This is a genomic window from Cupriavidus cauae (assembly GCF_026210475.1).
Taxonomy (GTDB): Bacteria; Pseudomonadota; Gammaproteobacteria; order Burkholderiales; family Burkholderiaceae; genus Cupriavidus; species Cupriavidus cauae.
Genome location: NZ_CP080293.1, coordinates 142,045 through 159,430, shown reverse-complemented (window position 1 = coordinate 159,430; position 17,386 = coordinate 142,045). Strand labels below are relative to the sequence as shown.

General features: G+C 65.5%; 11 protein-coding genes. 3 read left to right on the top strand and 8 right to left on the bottom strand.

The genetic code is table 11. From position 1 onward, the window contains the following. Window positions 1-27: 27 nt before the first annotated feature. The 6 genes from glcF to KZ686_RS00690 form a co-directional block, all read right to left on the bottom strand. Window positions 28-1,272: a glycolate oxidase subunit GlcF gene (gene glcF / locus KZ686_RS00715; protein WP_150083381.1), complete on the bottom strand. Its 1,245-nt coding sequence runs from the start codon at window positions 1,270-1,272 to the stop codon at window positions 28-30. A gap of 158 nt (window positions 1,273-1,430) precedes the next feature. Continuing rightward, window positions 1,431-2,537 (bottom strand): glycolate oxidase subunit GlcE, encoded by a 1,107-nt coding sequence (gene glcE / locus KZ686_RS00710; protein WP_265632838.1) that lies wholly within the window; start codon window positions 2,535-2,537, stop codon window positions 1,431-1,433. 137 nt (window positions 2,538-2,674) lie between these two features. Next, window positions 2,675-3,640, bottom strand: coding sequence for an ion transporter (locus KZ686_RS00705; protein ID WP_265632837.1), 966 nt, complete (start codon window positions 3,638-3,640; stop codon window positions 2,675-2,677). 17 nt (window positions 3,641-3,657) lie between these two features. Further along, on the bottom strand, window positions 3,658-5,181 hold the full coding sequence (locus tag KZ686_RS00700) for an FAD-linked oxidase C-terminal domain-containing protein (RefSeq protein WP_149316675.1): 1,524 nt from the start codon (window positions 5,179-5,181) through the stop codon (window positions 3,658-3,660). A 254-nt stretch (window positions 5,182-5,435) separates the two neighbouring features. Beyond that, entirely contained in the window at window positions 5,436-6,326 is an 891-nt protein-coding gene (locus KZ686_RS00695; RefSeq protein WP_149316676.1) for a LysR substrate-binding domain-containing protein, read from the bottom strand. A 55-nt stretch (window positions 6,327-6,381) separates the two neighbouring features. Beyond that, window positions 6,382-7,800, bottom strand: a complete 1,419-nt coding sequence (locus KZ686_RS00690; RefSeq protein WP_265632836.1) for an FAD-binding oxidoreductase — start codon at window positions 7,798-7,800, stop codon at window positions 6,382-6,384. A 209-nt stretch (window positions 7,801-8,009) separates the two neighbouring features. Here KZ686_RS00690 and KZ686_RS00685 point away from each other — a divergent pair, with 209 nt between their 5' ends. The 3 genes from KZ686_RS00685 to dnaJ all read left to right on the top strand — a co-directional run bounded on the left by KZ686_RS00685 (window position 8,010) and on the right by dnaJ (window position 12,021). Next, a complete protein-coding gene (locus KZ686_RS00685; protein ID WP_053822473.1) occupies window positions 8,010-8,561 on the top strand; it encodes a cob(I)yrinic acid a,c-diamide adenosyltransferase in 552 nt (183 codons plus the stop codon). A gap of 185 nt (window positions 8,562-8,746) precedes the next feature. Then, entirely contained in the window at window positions 8,747-10,702 is a 1,956-nt protein-coding gene (dnaK, locus tag KZ686_RS00680) for a molecular chaperone DnaK (RefSeq protein WP_149316678.1), read from the top strand. 185 nt (window positions 10,703-10,887) lie between these two features. Next, window positions 10,888-12,021, top strand: coding sequence for a molecular chaperone DnaJ (gene dnaJ, locus KZ686_RS00675; RefSeq protein ID WP_006575623.1), 1,134 nt, complete (start codon window positions 10,888-10,890; stop codon window positions 12,019-12,021). 111 nt (window positions 12,022-12,132) lie between these two features. On the opposite strand, the gene KZ686_RS00670 is transcribed toward dnaJ, so the two are convergent. Together KZ686_RS00670 and KZ686_RS00665 are read right to left on the bottom strand one after the other, a co-directional pair. Next, on the bottom strand, window positions 12,133-13,182 hold the full coding sequence (locus tag KZ686_RS00670; protein ID WP_265632835.1) for a hypothetical protein: 1,050 nt from the start codon (window positions 13,180-13,182) through the stop codon (window positions 12,133-12,135). Next, window positions 13,163-17,188 (bottom strand): hypothetical protein, encoded by a 4,026-nt coding sequence (locus KZ686_RS00665; RefSeq protein ID WP_265632834.1) that lies wholly within the window; start codon window positions 17,186-17,188, stop codon window positions 13,163-13,165. Before KZ686_RS00665 ends, KZ686_RS00670 begins: the two co-directional genes overlap by 20 nt. Window positions 17,189-17,386: the final 198 nt, after the last annotated feature.

Below are 17,386 nucleotides of genomic sequence, written 5' to 3'. Positions count from 1 at the left end.
CCACCGGCGGCAGCCTCCCGCGCACCGTCAACCGAGCATGCGATCCACCAGTTCGATCCAGTGCAGCACCGGCGTCTGCGTGCCGCTTTGCAGATGGGTGATGCAGCCGATATTGGCGGACACGATGGTGTCCGGCTGCGTGGCCTGCAGTTTGGCGAGCTTGTCGTCGCGCAGGCGATAGGCCAGGTCCGGCTGCAACACCGAGTAGGTACCCGCCGATCCGCAGCACAGGTGGCTGTCAGCGCAGAGTTTGACCTCCACGCCGAGTGCGGTCAAGAGCGCCTCCACCTTGCCGCGAATCTGCTGGCCGTGCTGCAGCGTGCAGGGCGGGTGCCATGCGACGCGCTGCGCGGGCGGCGGCGCGGCCTCGGCCAGGCGTTGCAGCGGCTCGGCAAACGCGGGCAGCAGTTCGGACACGTCGCGCGTCAGCGCCGAGATGCGCGCCGCGCGTTCGGCGTACTTCGGGTCATGGCGCAGCAGATGGCCGTACTCCTTGACCATCACGCCGCAGCCCGAGGCGTTCATCACGATGGCTTCGGCGCCGGCCTCGACGTGCGGCCACCATGCATCGATATTGCGGCGCATATTGTCGAGCCCGCCCGGATGGTCGCCATTGTGGTAACGGATTGCCCCGCAACAACCTGCCTCGGGCGCGACCACCATCTGCACGCCGAGACGATCGAACACGCGCGCGGTCGCGGCATTGATGTCGGGCGACATCGACGGCTGCACGCAGCCGGCCAGCAGCAGCATCTTGCGGGCGTGCTCGCGTTGCGGCCATGCGCCGGCCGGCGCGGCCACCGGCACCTTGTTGCGCAGCACCTCGGGCAGCAGCGGACGCACCAGCTGTCCCATGCGCATCGCCGCGCCGAACAGGCGTGGGCGCGTCAGCCCTTCGCGCAGCACCCAGCGCGCGATGCGCTGGCGTGCCGGACGATGCAGGCCCTGCTCGGCCAGCCGCTCGTCGACGACCTGGCGGCCGATATCGACCAGCCGGCCGTAGGTCACGCCCGACGGGCAGGTCGATTCGCAGTTGCGGCAGGTCAGGCAGCGGTCCAGATGCAGGCGCGTGCTTTCGGTGACGGGGTTGCCTTCCAGCACCTGCTTCATCAGGTAGATGCGTCCGCGCGGCCCGTCGAGCTCGTCGCCGAGCAGCTGGTAGGTCGGACAGGTCGCGGTACAGAAGCCGCAGTGCACGCACTTGCCGACGATGGACTTGGCTTCTTCGCCATCGGGCGTGTCGCGGAGGAAATCGGCCAGGGTCGTTTGCATGATAGGGACCAGAGTGGTTGTCGCGCCGGCTTGTCGTTTGGCTTGTCGTCGGGCTTGTCGCCTGTGTTTGTCGTGGGGACTTGCCGGGGCGTTTGTCTAGCGGATCGGGGATGGCGCGCAATGGAGCCGGGAATGGAGCCGGGAATGGAGCGCCAAATTCAGAGGTCCGGGTACAGCCGCCCCGGATTGAAGATGCCGGCCGGATCGAAGGCCGCCTTCAGCCGCGCGTGGATCGCCATCAGCGACGCCGACTGCGGCGTGAACACGCTTTCGGACTTGTCGCCGTTACGGAACAGCGTCGCGTGCCCGCCCGCGGCCTGCGCGATGGCGCGCACCTGCGCGGCCGGTACCGGCTGCGCGGGAATCCACCAGCGCTGGCCGCCGCCCCATTCGATCAGCTGCGTGCCGCCCGCCGCCGGTGGCAGGGCCAGCGGCGCGGCCGTGGTCGGCAGCGCCAGGCGCCACAGCGGCGCGCCGGCATGGGACGGCGCGAAGAACGGATGGGTCTGCTCGCGCAGCGCCTGCCACAGGGCCTGCGCCTCGCCTTGCTCGATCGCCTCGCCGCCGAGACGCTCGCGCGCGGCGCGCAACGCCGCCGCCGCGCCGGACAGCCGCACGTGCAGCACGCCGTTGTGCCAGACCGAGGCCGCGATCGGCAGCGGCTGGCCGCCCCACTGGTTCAGGCGCTGCAGCGCGTCGGCCTCGCCAAGTTCAAAACGCAGCGTGGCGTCGTCGAACGGCACAGGCAGCACCTTCAGCGAGACTTCGAGAATCAGGCCCAGCGTGCCGAGCGAGCCGGCGATCAGCCGCGAGACATCGTAGCCCGCGACGTTCTTCATCACCTGGCCGCCGAACTGCAGCGTGTCGCCGCGGCCGTCCATCATCTGCACGCCGAGCACGAAGTCGCGCAGCGCGCCGACCGACTGCCGGCGCGGACCCGAGAGGCCCGCCGCGACCGCGCCGCCCAGCGTCGCGCGGCTGACGCCGTCGGCGCCGGCGAAGTGCGGCGGCTCGAAGGCCAGCATCTGGCGCCGTTCGGCCAGCGTCGCCTCGATCTCGGCCAGCGGCGTGCCGCAGCGCGCGGTGATCACCAGCTCGGCCGGGTCGTAGTCGACGATGCCGGCATGGCCGCGCGTGTCCAGCAGCTCGCCCTCGGGTGGCTGGCCGTAGAAATCCTTGCTGCCGCCGCCGGTGAAGCGCAGCGGCGTACGGCTGGCGGCGGCGTGCCGGATGGCATCGCGGAAGGCGTCGAGCTTGTCTTGCATGGCGTGGGCAGGGGATGGCTAGGGTTCTGGTTGTCTTCGGTTCAGGCGCTTGGGGGCGGCACATGGCCGCGCCCGGCGGGCGCTTCTGTTCTGTCGTTCTGTTGTCCTGGCGTTCCGTCGTTCGTCGCCGCGGGACGTCAGGTCTGGTCGCCGACCTCGACCTGATAGGGCGGCAGCTTCTTGCCGCAGTGCTTGCAATAGGAGGCGTCGGGGTCGTGCCCCTCGGTCAGGCAATGCACGCAGGTGCGCGTCGTCAGCGGGCGCCGGATGATGCTGGCGGCCAGTTCCGCGCCGACGATGCCGGTCGGGAAGGCGATGATGCCGTAGCCGAGCAGGATGGTCAGCGAGGTGATGAACTGCCCCACGGCGGTCTTCGGCACCATGTCGCCGTAGCCGGTGGTGGTCAGCGTCACGACCGCCCAGTACATGCTGCGCGGGATGCTGACGAAGCCGTTCTCGGGCCCCTCGACCACGTACATCACGGTGCCGAGGATCACGGTGATGATGAACACCGTGCCGAGAAACACGGCGATCTTGCGGCGGCTGTTGGCCAGCGCGCGATACAGGATCTGCGCCTCCTCGAAGTAGACCGTCAGCTTCAGGATCCGGAACACGCGCAGCAGCCGCAGCAGCCGCACGTCGATCAGGAAGGCCAGCTCCGGCATGAAGAAGGCCAGCCAGGTCGGCATGATCGAGACGAAGTCGATGATGCCGAAGAAGCTGAACACATAGCGCAGGCGCCGCCGCACCACCAGGATGCGCATCACGTACTCGGCGGTGAACAGCAGCGTGAACATCCACTCGAGCACCGTGAAGGCTATGCCGAACCGCGCATGGATCGCCGGCACGCTGTCGAGCATCACCACCATCACGCTGGCCACGATCGCCAGCAGCAGCGCGACATCGAACTGCCGGCCCTCGCGGGTATCCGCCTCGAAGATGATCGTGTACCAGCGCTGGCGCCAGCCGGTGTCCGGCTTGCCCAGGTACTGGCGGACGAACGCTTCCTGGCGCCGGCGCGGATCGTCGCGCCGGGGCTGGCCCGGCGCCTCGCGAGTGGCCTGGCGCGGTGCTTGGCGAGGGGCTTGACGGTAGTCGGCCATCGGCGTGCGGGTCTCGCTCAGAAGCGCGGCAGGTCCGGATGCGGCAGCAGGCCGCGGCGCACGTGCATCTTGCCGTACTCGGCGCAGCGCGCCAGCGTCGGAATGGCCTTGTCCGGATTGAGCAGCCGCGCCGGATCGAAGGCCGCCTTCACGCGCAGGAAGGCCTCGCGCTCCTCGGGCGCGAACTGCACGCACATCGAATTGAGCTTCTCGACGCCGACGCCGTGCTCGCCGGTGACGGTGCCGCCGAGCTCGACGCAGGTCTCCAGGATGTCGGCGCCGAACAGCTCGGCGCGCTGCCACTCGTCATGGTCCGCGCCATCGAACAGGATCAGCGGATGCATGTTGCCGTCGCCGGCATGGAAGACGTTGATGCAGCGCAGGCCGTACTTGTGCTCCATCTGCTCGATGCGCTTGAGCAACGTGCCGATGTGCTTGCGCGGGATGGTGCCGTCCATGCAGTAGTAGTCGGGCGAGATCCGGCCCGCGGCGGGGAAGGCGTTCTTGCGGCCGCTCCAGAAGCGCAGCCGCTCGGGCTCGCTTTGCGACACCGCGATGCGGGTCGCGCCGGATGCGCGCAGCACCTCGCTCATGCGCTCGATTTCCTCGGCCACTTCCTCGGGCGTGCCATCGGACTCGCACAGCAGGATCGCGGCGGCATCGAGGTCATAGCCCGCATGGACGAATTCCTCGACCGCGGCGGTGGCCGGCTTGTCCATCATCTCCAGCCCGGCCGGGATGATGCCGGCGGCGATCACGTCGGCGACCGCATTGCCGCCTTTCTCGACGTCGTCGAAGCTGGCCATGATGACCTGCGCCAGCTGCGGCCGCGGCACCAGCTTGACGGTGACCTCGGTGGTGACCGCCAGCATGCCCTCCGAGCCGATCAGCACCGCGAGCAGGTCCAGGCCCGGGGCGTCGGGCGCGGCGCTGCCGAACTCGACCACCTCGCCTTCCATCGTGATCGCGCGCACGCGCAGCACGTTGTGAACGGTCAGGCCGTATTTCAGGCAATGCACGCCGCCGGAATTCTCGGCGACGTTGCCGCCGATGGTGCAGGCGATCTGCGAGGACGGATCGGGCGCGTAGTACAGGCCGTACGGTGCGGCGGCTTCGGAGATCGCCAGATTGCGCACGCCGGGCTGGACGATGGCGGTGCGCGACAGCGGATCGATCGACACGATGCGCTTGAACTTGGCGAGCGACAGCACCACGCCGCTGGCGATCGGCATCGCGCCGCCGGACAGGCTGGTGCCGGCGCCGCGCGGCACCACGGGCACCCGCAGCCGGTGGCACAGCCGCAGGATCGCGATCACCTGTTCCTCGGTATCGGGCAGCACCACCGCGAGCGGCACCTGGCGATAGGCCGCCAGGCCGTCGCATTCATAGGGCACGGTGTCTTCGGGGCGCGTCAGCAGCGCGGGCTCGGGGAGGATGCGCGCGAGTTCGCGCAGCAGCTCGGCGGTCTGCTCGGGCGAGAGCGCGGCGGCCAGCGCGGCGGAGGAGGCCGCGGGGATGGCAGCGTCTTGCGGGGCGTTCATGGCGACTCCTGTATGGCCTCGCGGCCCTGGCGGCGCAGGCGAGGCGGGGGACGGCAGACTATAGCGCAGGCGATGGCCGCGCAGCCGCCGCCGCACGTGAATTCGGCGCGCCGCGCCGATCAAAATCGCTCATGCCGTGGCGGCTTGGCGGGCCTGCCACGCGTGCGGCGCGGCTGGTTGGCGCGGCGCCGAGGCCATGCCGGGACCGGGCGGCCGGGCCGGCAGCAGCCGGGCGCCCGGCGAGGGGCATGCCCCTACCACTCCAGGCTGAGCAGCCAGTCGACGAAGTAGCGGGCCTCGGGCTTGAGCGGCGCCTGTTCGCGCTCGACGATGTAGTAGCCATGCGGCGACTCCGATTCGATATCGAGCAGCCGCACCATCTGGCCCAGCGACAGCCAGTGCCGCGCCATGCGCTGGCGCACCAGGGCGACACCCTGGTTCGAGGCGACCGCCTCCAGCATGAAGCCGATGTCGTTGAACTGCGGGCCGCTCTGCGGCTCGGGCCAGTCCAGCCCGGCAGTCTCGAACCACGGCTTCCACGGCTCCAGCGGACTGCGCAGCAGCACCAGATTGGCCAGGTGCTCGGGCCGCGTGATCGCGCGTCCGTCGATCCGTTCATAGTACTCGCGCCCGCAGGCCGGAAACACCGGCTCTACCAGCAGCCGCGTGGTCTTCAGGTCCGGGTAGCGGCCGGTGCCATAGCGGATCTCGACGTCGGTGTCCTCGGCCTTCACGTCGAGGAAGGGGATCGCCAGCTGCAGTTCCAGGTCGATATGCGGATAGAGCGCCCCGAACTCGGGCAGCCGCGGCACCAGATGCTGGCGGCCGAAGGTCGGCGGCGTGGCGACTCGCAGCCGCGTGCGCATCTTGTTGTACTCGGGCCGGGCGAGCTCGTTCAGCGACTTGAGGGCGTCCTGCACATTGCGCAGATAGCGCGTGCCCGCCGCGGTCAGCCGCAGCGCGGTGTTGGCGCGCACGAACAGGTCCTCGCCCCACAGCTCCTCGAGATTCTTGATCCGGTGCGACACCGCGCTGGGCGTGACCGACAGCTCCTCGGCCGCGCGGGCGAAGCTGCCCAGCCGCGACGCCGCCTCGAAGGCGATCAGCAGGTGGAGCGGCGGGATGCGGTTGAACAGCGCGGCCATGGTCGGTTTCGGGTGGGCTTGAGGGGGCGGCTCAGCGGTTCAGTGATTTAGCGGTTCAGCGGCTCGGACGGAAGATCTTGCCCGGATTCAGGATGCCGTTCGGGTCCAGCGCCCGCTTGATCGCGCGCATCACGTCCAGCGCGTCTTCGCCATGCTCGCTGACCAGGAAGTCCATCTTGTGCAGGCCGACGCCGTGCTCGCCGGTGCAGGTGCCGCCCATCGCCAGCGCGCGCGAGACGATCGCCGCGTTCAGCGCTTCCGCCTGTTCCAGTTCCTCGGGCTTGTCGGGGTCGGTCAGGATCGCCACGTGGAAATTGCCGTCGCCGACGTGGCCGACGATGGGGCAGGGCAGGCCAGAGGCGATCAGGTCGCGCTCGGTCTCGACCACGCAGTCGGCCAGCCGCGAGATCGGCACGCAGACGTCGGTGGTCACCGCGCGGCACCCTGGCTTGAGTTGCAGCATCGCGAAGTAGGCGGTATGGCGGGCGTTCCACAGTCGGCTGCGGTCTTCCGGCCGCGTCGCCCATTCGAAGCCGTGGCCGCCATGCTCGGCGGTGATCTGCTGCACGGTCTCGGCCTGCTCGCGCACGCCGGCCTCGGTGCCGTGGAATTCGAAGAACAGATGCGGGCTTTCGGGCAGCGTCAGACGGTCGTGGCGGTTGATCGCGCGGATCGCCAGCGCGTCGACGAACTCGACGCGCGCGATCGGCACGCCCAGCTGAATGGTGTCGATCACGGCCCGCACCGCGCTGCCCATGTCGGGGAAGGCGCAGACTGCGGCCGAGATCGCCTCGGGCTGCGGATACAGCCGCACCGTGACCTCGGTGATGATGCCCAGCGTGCCTTCGCTGCCGACGAACAGCCGGGTCAGGTCGTAGCCGGCGGAGGACTTGCGGGCGTGGGTGCCGGTCTTGATCACGCGGCCGTCGGCGGTCACCACGGTCAGCGCCAGCACGTTCTCGCGCATGGTGCCGTAGCGCACGGCGTTGGTGCCCGACGCCCGCGTCGCGCACATGCCGCCCAGCGAGGCGTCGGCGCCCGGGTCGATCGGGAAGAACAGGCCGGTGTCCTTGATTTCCTGGTTCAGCTGCTTGCGGGTGACGCCGGGCTGCACCGTGACGGTCAGGTCCTCCGGCTGGACCGCCAGCACCTGGTTCATCTGCGACAGGTCCAGGCTGATGCCGCCGGCCACGGCCAGCAGATGGCCTTCCAGCGACGAGCCGGCGCCGTAGGGAATCAGCGGCACGCCGTGGGCGTTGCACAGCCGGGCGACCTCGGCGACTTCCTCGGTGCTGTGGGCGAACACCACCGCATCGGGCGGGGCCGGCGGGAACGGCGATTCGTCGCGGCCGTGGTGCTCGCGCACGCCCGCCGAGGTAGTGAAGCGCTCGCCGAAGCGCGCCTGCAGGGCGTCGGCCACCTCCGGCGGCAGCGGACGGCGAATCAGGTCGGCGTGGGGCGTGGGATGGTTCATGCTGGTCTCCGGCGGGGCTGGGCGGGCCAAGCAGGCTGCTTGGCCTTGTCTGGCTGCGGTCGGCATGGACGGTCGTCGTTCATTGCGACCGGGCGAGCCGCCGCCCGTGTCAGGATGCGGCCGCACGGGGCGGCCCGGTGTTGCGGACCCCGTTATTCTACGCCGCGTGCATGGCGCGCCATAATGCGACATCGAGACGGAGGACTTCCATGGGCAATCGATTGAGCCGGATCGCCACCCGCACCGGCGATGCGGGCACCACCGGACTGGGGGACGGCAGCCGTACCGGCAAGGACAGCCTGCGCATCGCCGCCATCGGCGAGGTGGACGAACTGAACGCACAGCTCGGCGTGCTGCTGACCGAGGCGCTGCCCGACGACATCCGCGCGGCGCTGCTGCACATCCAGCACGACCTGTTCGATCTGGGCGGGGAGCTGTCGATCCCTGGATACACCCTGGTCAAGCCCGAGCAGGTCGCCCAACTCGACGACTGGCTGGCGCACTACAACGCCGATCTGCCCCGGCTGGCCGAGTTCATTCTGCCGGGCGGCACCCGCGCGGCGGCGCTGGCCCATGTCTGCCGCACCGTCTGCCGGCGGGCCGAACGGGCGCTGGTCGCCCTCGGCGCGGTCGAAGCGGTCAATGAGGCGCCCCGCCAGTACCTGAACCGACTGTCGGACCTGCTGTTCGTGCTGGCGCGCGTCGCCAACCGGGCCGGTGGGCAGACCGACGTGCAATGGCAACGCGGCCGCAAGAATTGATTTGACATAAGTGACGGTTCGGGCCGATTCTCGCCCCCGGCGGCGCCGGCGCCCGGCGCCCTAAAAACCAACAAAATTACTCGGATTTGCCGGTTCCGCCCTTGAAAAGGTGCCGGCCGGCCACACTTCGGCCTCAGGTTGAGTTGAGGCCGCGCGGATAGCGATGGCTCAAGAGGAGAGAATAAATGGGTAAGATCATCGGTATCGACCTCGGTACCACCAACAGCTGCGTCGCGATCATGGAGGGCAACACGCCCAAGGTGATCGAGAACTCGGAAGGGGCGCGTACCACCCCCTCGGTCATCGCCTACATGGAAGACGGCGAGATCCTGGTCGGCGCCCCCGCCAAGCGCCAGGCAGTGACCAATCCCCGCAACACCCTGTACGCCGTCAAACGGCTGATCGGCCGCAAGTTCGAAGAGAAGGAAGTCCAGAAGGACATCGGCCTGATGCCGTACTCGATCGTCAAGGCCGACAACGGCGACGCCTGGGTGTCGGTGCGCGACCAGAAGCTGGCCCCGCCGCAAGTCTCGGCCGAAGTGCTGCGCAAGATGAAGAAGACCGCCGAGGACTACCTCGGCGAGCCGGTGACCGAAGCGGTCATCACCGTGCCGGCGTACTTCAACGACGCCCAGCGTCAGGCCACCAAGGACGCGGGCCGCATCGCCGGCCTGGAGGTCAAGCGCATCATCAACGAGCCGACCGCGGCCGCGCTGGCCTTCGGCATGGACAAGAACGAGAAGGGCGACCGCAAGATCGCGGTGTATGACCTCGGCGGCGGTACCTTCGACATCTCGATCATCGAGATCGCGGATGTCGACGGCGAGAAGCAGTTCGAAGTGCTGTCGACCAACGGCGACACCTTCCTCGGCGGCGAGGACTTCGACCAGCGCCTGATCGACTACATCATCGCCGAGTTCAAGAAGGAGCAGGGCGTCGACCTGTCCAAGGACGTGCTCGCGCTGCAGCGCCTGAAGGAAGCGGCCGAGAAGGCCAAGATCGAACTGTCGAGCTCGCAGCAGACGGAAATCAATCTGCCGTACATCACGGCCGACGCCTCGGGTCCGAAGCACTTGAACCTGAAGATCACGCGCGCCAAGTTCGAAGCGCTGGTCGAGGAACTGATCACGCGCACCATCGAACCGTGCCGCATCGCGATCAAGGACGCCGGCGTCAAGGTCAGCGATATCGACGACGTGATCCTGGTCGGCGGCATGACCCGCATGCCCAAGGTGCAGGAGCAGGTGCGCGAGTTCTTCGGCCGCGATGCCCGCAAGGACGTGAACCCGGATGAAGCCGTTGCGGTTGGCGCGGCGATCCAGGGCTCGGTGCTGTCCGGCGATCGCAAGGATGTGCTGCTGCTCGACGTGACCCCGCTGTCGCTGGGCATCGAGACGCTGGGCGGCGTGATGACCAAGATGATCAGCAAGAACACCACGATCCCGACCAAGCATGCGCAGGTGTTCTCGACGGCCGACGACAACCAGCCGGCGGTGACCATCAAGGTCTACCAGGGCGAGCGCGAGATGGCCAGCGGCAACAAGCTGCTGGGCGAGTTCAACCTGGAAGGCATCGCTCCGGCGCCGCGCGGCATGCCGCAGATCGAGGTGTCGTTCGACATCGACGCCAACGGCATCCTGCACGTCGGCGCCAAGGACAAGGCGACCGGCAAGGAAAACCGGATCACCATCAAGGCGAATTCGGGCCTGTCGGAAGAAGAGATCCAGCGCATGGTCAAGGACGCCGAGGCCAACGCCGAGGAAGACCGCAAGGCCCGCGAACTGGCCGACGCGCGCAACCAGGCCGACGCGCTGGTGCACTCGACCCGCAAGGCGCTGACCGAGTACGGAGACAAGCTGGAGTCGGGCGAGAAGGAAAAGATCGAGGCTGCGATCAAGGAACTGGAAGACGCCGCACGCGGCGGCGACAAGACCGAGATCGACGCCAAGGTCGCGACGCTGTCCGAGGTCAGCCAGAAGCTGGGCGAGAAGGTCTACGCCGACATGCAGGCCAAGGCCGGCGAAACCGGCGCCGCGGGGGCTGGTGCCGGCGCTGGCGCGGCCGGCGGTGCGCACGAAGCGCAGCCGCAGGACGACAACGTCGTGGATGCCGAGTTCAAGGAAGTCAACGACAAGAAGTAATGCGACGGACATGGGATGGCGCGGGCCTTGCGCCGGCGCCATGCCTGTCCCGACGCCGGGCGGCGGATATCGGACCAAGCGCGGACCTGCGGGCCGGCGCCGTCGGATTTCCCCGCTCGGCTTTTTGCTATTCGTCGACCGGCGCGCATGTGCGCACCGGTCGGCCAATCAGGGTTTGAGCCACCATGGCAAAACGTGACTACTACGAAGTGCTCGGGGTGGGCAAGAACGCGAGCGACGACGACATCAAGAAGGCGTATCGCAAGCTCGCGATGAAGTACCACCCGGACCGCAATCCGGACAGCAAGGATGCGGAGGAGAAATTCAAGGAGGCCAAGGAGGCCTACGAGATGCTCTCCGATCCCGAGAAGAAGGCGGCCTACGATCAGTACGGCCACGCGGGCGTTGACCCGAACATGGCGGGCGGCTTCGGCGGTGCCCAGGGCTACGGCGGTTTCGCCGAGGCCTTCGGCGATATCTTCGGCGACATCTTTGGCCAGGCGGCCGGCGGGCGGCAACGCGGCGGTCCGCAGGTCTATCGCGGCGCCGACCTGCGCTACAGCATGGAGATCACGCTCGAGCAGGCCGCGCACGGCCACGAGGCGCAGATCCGCGTGCCGCACTGGGACGATTGCGACCACTGCCACGGCAACGGCGCCGAGCCCGGCTCGCACGTCGAAACCTGCCCCACCTGCAAGGGCATCGGACAGGTGCGCGTGTCGCAGGGCTTCTTCACGATGCAGCAGACTTGCCCGAAGTGCCACGGCACCGGCAAGTACATCCCCAAGCCGTGCGTCAAATGCCACGGCCAGGGCAAGATCAAGACGCAGAAGACCCTCGAGGTCAAGATCCCGGCCGGCATCGACGAAGGCATGCGGATCCGCTCGACCGGCAATGGCGAACCCGGCATCAACGGCGGCCCTCCGGGCGACCTCTATGTCGAGGTCCATATCAAGCCGCACCCGGTGTTCGAGCGCGACGGCGACGACCTGCATTGCCAGATGCCAATCTCGTACGCCACCGCTGCGCTGGGCGGCGACCTCGAAGTGCCGACGCTGAATGGCAAGGCCAGCTTCCCGGTTCCCGAAGGCACCCAGACCGGCCGCACCTTCCGCCTGCGCGGCAAGGGCATCAAGGGCGTCCGCTCTGGCACGCCCGGCGACCTCTACGTGCACGTCAACGTCGAGACGCCGGTCAAGCTGACCGAGGCGCAGAAGGAACTGCTGCGCCAGTTCGATCGCTCGGTCCACGAAGGCGGCTCGCGGCATAGTCCGCAGGAGCAGTCCTGGTTGGATAAGGTCAAGAGCTTTTTTAGCTGAGTCGCGCTTCCCCGCGGTGTGCGGGGAATGACAAAAAGCCGCGCCCTTGGTTGGGCGCGGCTTTTTTATTGGCGCGGGAGGCGTTGTGTGCCGGCTATGCCGACTGGGCCGTCATACGACGTTGCATAGAAGCTGCGAGCAGCTGCGGTCCGGCTTAGGTCGTCCGGTGCCCGTTTCCATCGTCTTCGGCTGCTGGGGTACCCAGTCGATCCTCTTCGGCTCCACGAAGCGGAAGGTTTTGACGTCCTGACGCCAGGTGCCATTGGGTTCGTAGTCGGGCGCCACGACATGGAAGATGTCGGCAAAGGCTTGCCTCATCGATTCCTCGTTGTCGAAGGGGCCGAGGACTTTCAGTGGAACGCCCTTCCTTTCGGCGGCGAGCAGGCGGAGCTTGTAGTGGTTTGTGGAAGTGTAGAAGTCGGGGCCTTGTTCCAAGTCGGCACAGATGAGCGGAATCTGCCCCTTCAACTCTTGTCGACGGTAGCTTGTATCCTTTATCAGCACGTTGTAGGGATGGCAGTAGAAGCGATCGGCCAAGGGCGAAGGCGGAGGCAATACTGGTGTGCCGGGAAAGTGGTGTTGTAAAAACCGTCCCTTGGGCCCAGGACCGTATAGCAGCTCAAAATCCTCCATGTCGATTACGCCGTTCAACAGGCCCGCCACTAGCACGATGTCGTGCCGGGAATCATGCAATGGTAATTTTTGAGCATCGGTTGCTGAAATTCCTAAACGCGTGAGGTGGTGCGGCTTAATTCCATCGGGATGGTCCGAGTCTCTCCGAACGTGTTGGACAAACAGCTCGAGGGTGTCAAAAAACACTTTGCGCGTTATCTTGTCCGCCGCATACGCGGAAGCCACCAGCAAGATGGCTGGGATGCCTAGAAAATATATATGCGCGCCGTGAACAGTCAGGTTGCGCGCTTTCAGCGTCTTCAGCATGTCGCTCTTGCGCACCGGTTCCGGGTTCGCGGATTTACATGCATTCGCCACGCCATCGGCTGAATGACCGCTTGGCGCGATAGCGAATTGTCCTAAGCACTTCGTATCTGAAGGCGATGCATCGATGCAGGTACGCGCAATGAAGGCCGAGGCCCGACGCGCGTGATCCATGGGGTTTAACGTGTTCAAAGGTGACGAGCGGCTAGTGGAGGAGTGGAGCATGGTCTAATTCCTGGGATGGGATTGGGGAGCCGACTTGCGCCTGGACCTCGGAATGGGACGGGTTACGCAACTCGGGGGAATATGACGCACGGGCTGGCTTTTCTCGCGGCTGCACAAGCAACGTGGGGTTGGTTCCTTCAGATCCCGATGCGTCTGTCTCCTCCAAAGACTTCGGTGCGCGTGGAAAGATTCGAGCGTTGAACCACAGCAGCTCCGTCGACACGGATACCGTTCTGGTCTCCGTGAGCATCAAGCCACCGTGGAGGCCGATCTCTTCTTCGCGAAAGTCGCCCGTGTAGGCGCCGAATCCGCCAAGCTTGTAGTGCTCGTTCTTGGTCAGCAAACTCAAGCAGCGCTGCGTCACCGCGTAGCGATCACACAGGTCGCCAAACGGAAAGATGTCGCCGCTCAGTCCTTCTGCCAATGCCGTCCATGCGTTGAGCTCGGTGAGCTTGTCGTCCACCAGATATCGCCGGACCATGAAGGTCTGCCTGGAGTCCCGAGTGTGCAATCGCAGGTACTGCATGCACTTGTCGAGCTCCAGTTTCATCGCGTCAGGCGTCAGCGATTCGTTGTACGCACCCCATTGTTCTTGCACTTCCGGAATGTTCGAGTGTGCGATCAAGTCGTCGACATTGCGAAAAACGATGTCCCACGCGAAAGAAGGCTGGGTGAGGCCATCCCTTGTTTCTCGCCGAATAAAATGTTGAGCGCCTCGTTCCCTGAAAGTTACTGTTGTACCCACCAGCTCGCCTGATGACAGGGCGCTCTTGAGATGGCTTGTGAGTTCACTTGGCAGCACGGTAGCGAGCACGCGCACTGCCGCACTGCAGCGGGAGCCGGCCCCAATGCCGTGAACCGCCACCCGCGTGGATCCGGTCCGGTCGACCCGCGTCTGGCGAGTCAGCAGATCGGTCTCCTTGCCCAGGCGTGCATTGAGAGAGCCCTGAAGAAGCCCTTCTTTTACCTTGAATCCAACGCCGGCAGAAATGCCAGCATTGACGGATTCTGATGAGGTCTTGTTGTCAAAGACATTCAGGGCGAGTGTCCCCTTCAACAGGGGCTGAAAGCACTGGTAGCACAGCTCTCGAAGCGCGCGGTCACCTTTCGATGGATACGGCGCAGCAGCCAGGTCTTTCTCAATCTTGTTCGCCAATTTCTTGCCGAATACGACGTTGACGGCGTCCTGGCTAGTCTTTACCCAGTCTCTTGAGCCGGGGGTGGCCGGGGAACGTATGGCGATGCCGATCTCGGTACCGTCTCGATCGACGTAGCTTGCGTCCACACCGACGTCCAGGGCGGTCGTCGTGGAGACGCTGATGCCGGCCCCGACCTGGCCGGTATCTCCCGTGGTCTCGCTGACGGTCATCGTTTGCCCACCGACGGAACTACTCAAGATGCCGAAGCTTCCCGTACGGGTGGTGGTACTCGCCTGCGAGAACGAGACGCTTATCGTGGGGACGGGGCCGGCGAGGATGGTGGAGGCGCCGGCACCGATGCTGACGCTCGCCCCTGCACCCCCAGTCCTCGAAACGCTGCCCTTGGCGCCGTTGCCGAGATTGGTGTCGATTCGATGGCTAGCGATCTGTCGGAAGTCTTCCCTGGTGCGCGGCGTTTCGGGAAGTACCACCCCGGCATCGGCCTTGTCGCGGCCGGCTCGCAGCATCGCGACGACCTGCCGGTATTCCTGGAAGCGGCGAGATATCTCAGGCACTTCCGTAGACACTCCCGTCCTTGCCGGGATCGCTTCCGGTGACGTTGCACTCAGCACGCCGGCCTCCGCCGCCCATTCGTCAATCACGTCTAGATCGATTCGTGTAATGCCGCTCAATTCCGCTTCAATTTCTAGTCGATGCGGACGATTGGCTGGAACATCGATCAGGTCGCTGATGACGGCGCTCTTGAATGCATCCGTGACGGTATATGCGTGCAGACGCATGCCGAATTCAGTGGAGCACAGCCATTGCGTTAGAAGGCCACCTCGGACAAGGAAGACTATTCGCTGCGTGGCCGTAACGTACTCCGCCGCTCCATCGAATGATGGCTCCGACTGGAGAGCTAAGTCGGCCTTCGGATACCGCGCTTGTATGGCCACCAGTTGCTGATGCAGCCGTGCTACGCGTGTCTTGGCATCGCCTTGAATGTGGAGGTGGTGATGCAACCTGCGGACATCATGCTCTGAGTAGTTCTGAAACTCACTATCTACCTCAATCGTCCGTATCACGTTGTCGAGTCGATTCAATATCTGCTCGAGTTCCAGCTCCAACTGCGCAGCGGCTTCTACCGATAAACCAAGTTTCCGTACTTCATCCCCGAATCCCAAAACATCCCGCAACAATACCTCATGCTGAAGCAACGGAATCCCCGCGACCATCTTGAAATGCAACACCAGCAATCGTGTCATCCGGCCCATTGCCGTGTGGTAGTCCTGGCTCTGCTGCGTCACGGTTCTTCGGGTGACTGCCTGCGTCATCGGATCACCCAACGCCAAGGCAACGGGTGATTCGTCGGGCATCAGCTCGTTCTCGACACCCGTCAGCAGATCGACGCGCCTGCGCGGCAGCCACTCCAATACCAGCTTGTTGAGCAGGTGCTGAAATTGTGCGAGCAGGCCATCATCCAGGTCGTCGCGGAAGCCGTTACGCCACAAGGCGAGCGCCACGACTTCGTCTTTCGACAACGGTGCCGCCAAGGATGGCACCGAACCTGCGCCCTCCATCGCTCGGCGCTGGGCCTTCATCCATGCAGGATCGGCCAACGCGAGAATCTGCATCAGCTTGACGGCACCGATCAACGCGCGATACGCCAGCCGGTTCTCCCGTCGATGGTTTGCATCGGCCAGCATGGCCGCGGCATATTCGGCGGCGCCGATGGGATGTCCGGTCCAGGCCCGCAGGGCATCAAGTTCGCTTGCGATGTTGCCGTCGGCGTTTGCCGATCCACGGCGCGCGTCCTCGTGGCGGGCCGCATCACTACGGGAGCTCAAGTAATCGCACGCTTGAAGATAGATCCGCAATGCCGCTTGCCACTGTTCCACGACCGGCTCCGGCAAATCCGTGGGCCGGCCGATCAGCTCCAGGAGCATCTGAAGGCCAAGCTCGCAACGAGATAGCCGACGAGCGGCCTGCCAGCATTGAATCGCTGCCTCACTGTGGTCGCTCAACTGATGCCAAGAAGAGCCCAGCATGCCGAGCACCTCGGCTGCTTCCTGCGGTGACCGTTTCCGTGGCGTTTGTTCGGCACAGACGTGGGTCGAGATTGCGCATCCAAGCAACAGCAGCTTTGCGCGTGTAACGAGCGGCACGTTCGCACTGCCAGCATTGGCAACCGCGGCCCCCTGGACGCCAACCATGGCGAGCATCGTTTCATATAGCCGCGCAAATGCCTGCTGTGCGTCTTCGCCGGCGAGGTCGAAGGCTGCCGTGAGTTCCGTTCGGCAAGCTTCGTCATCCAATTCTGGCGCTGCTCCAGCCTGCAATTTCGTTGCTGGCCCAAAGAGCCGACAGAGCAAGCCATTTCGCCACGCGTAATCGCGTTCGCTCAGAGGCTTGCACGCTGTCGAAATCTTGATCTTGCCCGCCGGCCGCGTACCATGGTTTGCCAAATGCACGACGGCGTAGTTGGACTGGCCTTCCGTCGTTTTTTTACCGGGCGTCTGGATACTGACTGTTGGCGCCAGTACGCTCGGCGGCCCCTCCGCCTTCTCCTGCCCATCCGCAAATCCCGTCCAGCTTTCGACTGCCTTGCCGATCCGATAGGACCGGCTGCCTACACCGCGGAGTTGAAAAAAATCGGCAACTCGGTGAGTAAAGAACTCCTTGATGGCCTGGAAGAATCGCGTGGCGAGCGGGAGATCTTCGATATCGAGTCGGCAGACCTGAACGCCGAACTGGCCGGTTCTGGTGACCAGGTATTCGTGGCCCTCGACTTGTACATTCACATAGCCGATGTCGCCTTCACGAACCCGGAGCAGCGGTTCCTTCTCTGACCTTGGGACGGTGGCCAAGTCCTCGAGGCGCGCACACTTGATGGTAGATGTCCTGGCTCCCATCTCTCCCCCGTAGCGGTTTCAGTCCCGTGCGTCATGCACGGGGCGACGGTCCCGTTTTCTTTTTTCGCCATCACTGCGGACGGCATGGCGGCAACGATCCGCGCATTGGGCAGACCTCGCTATAAAAAACGGCGGAGAGTTGTTTTTGCTGGC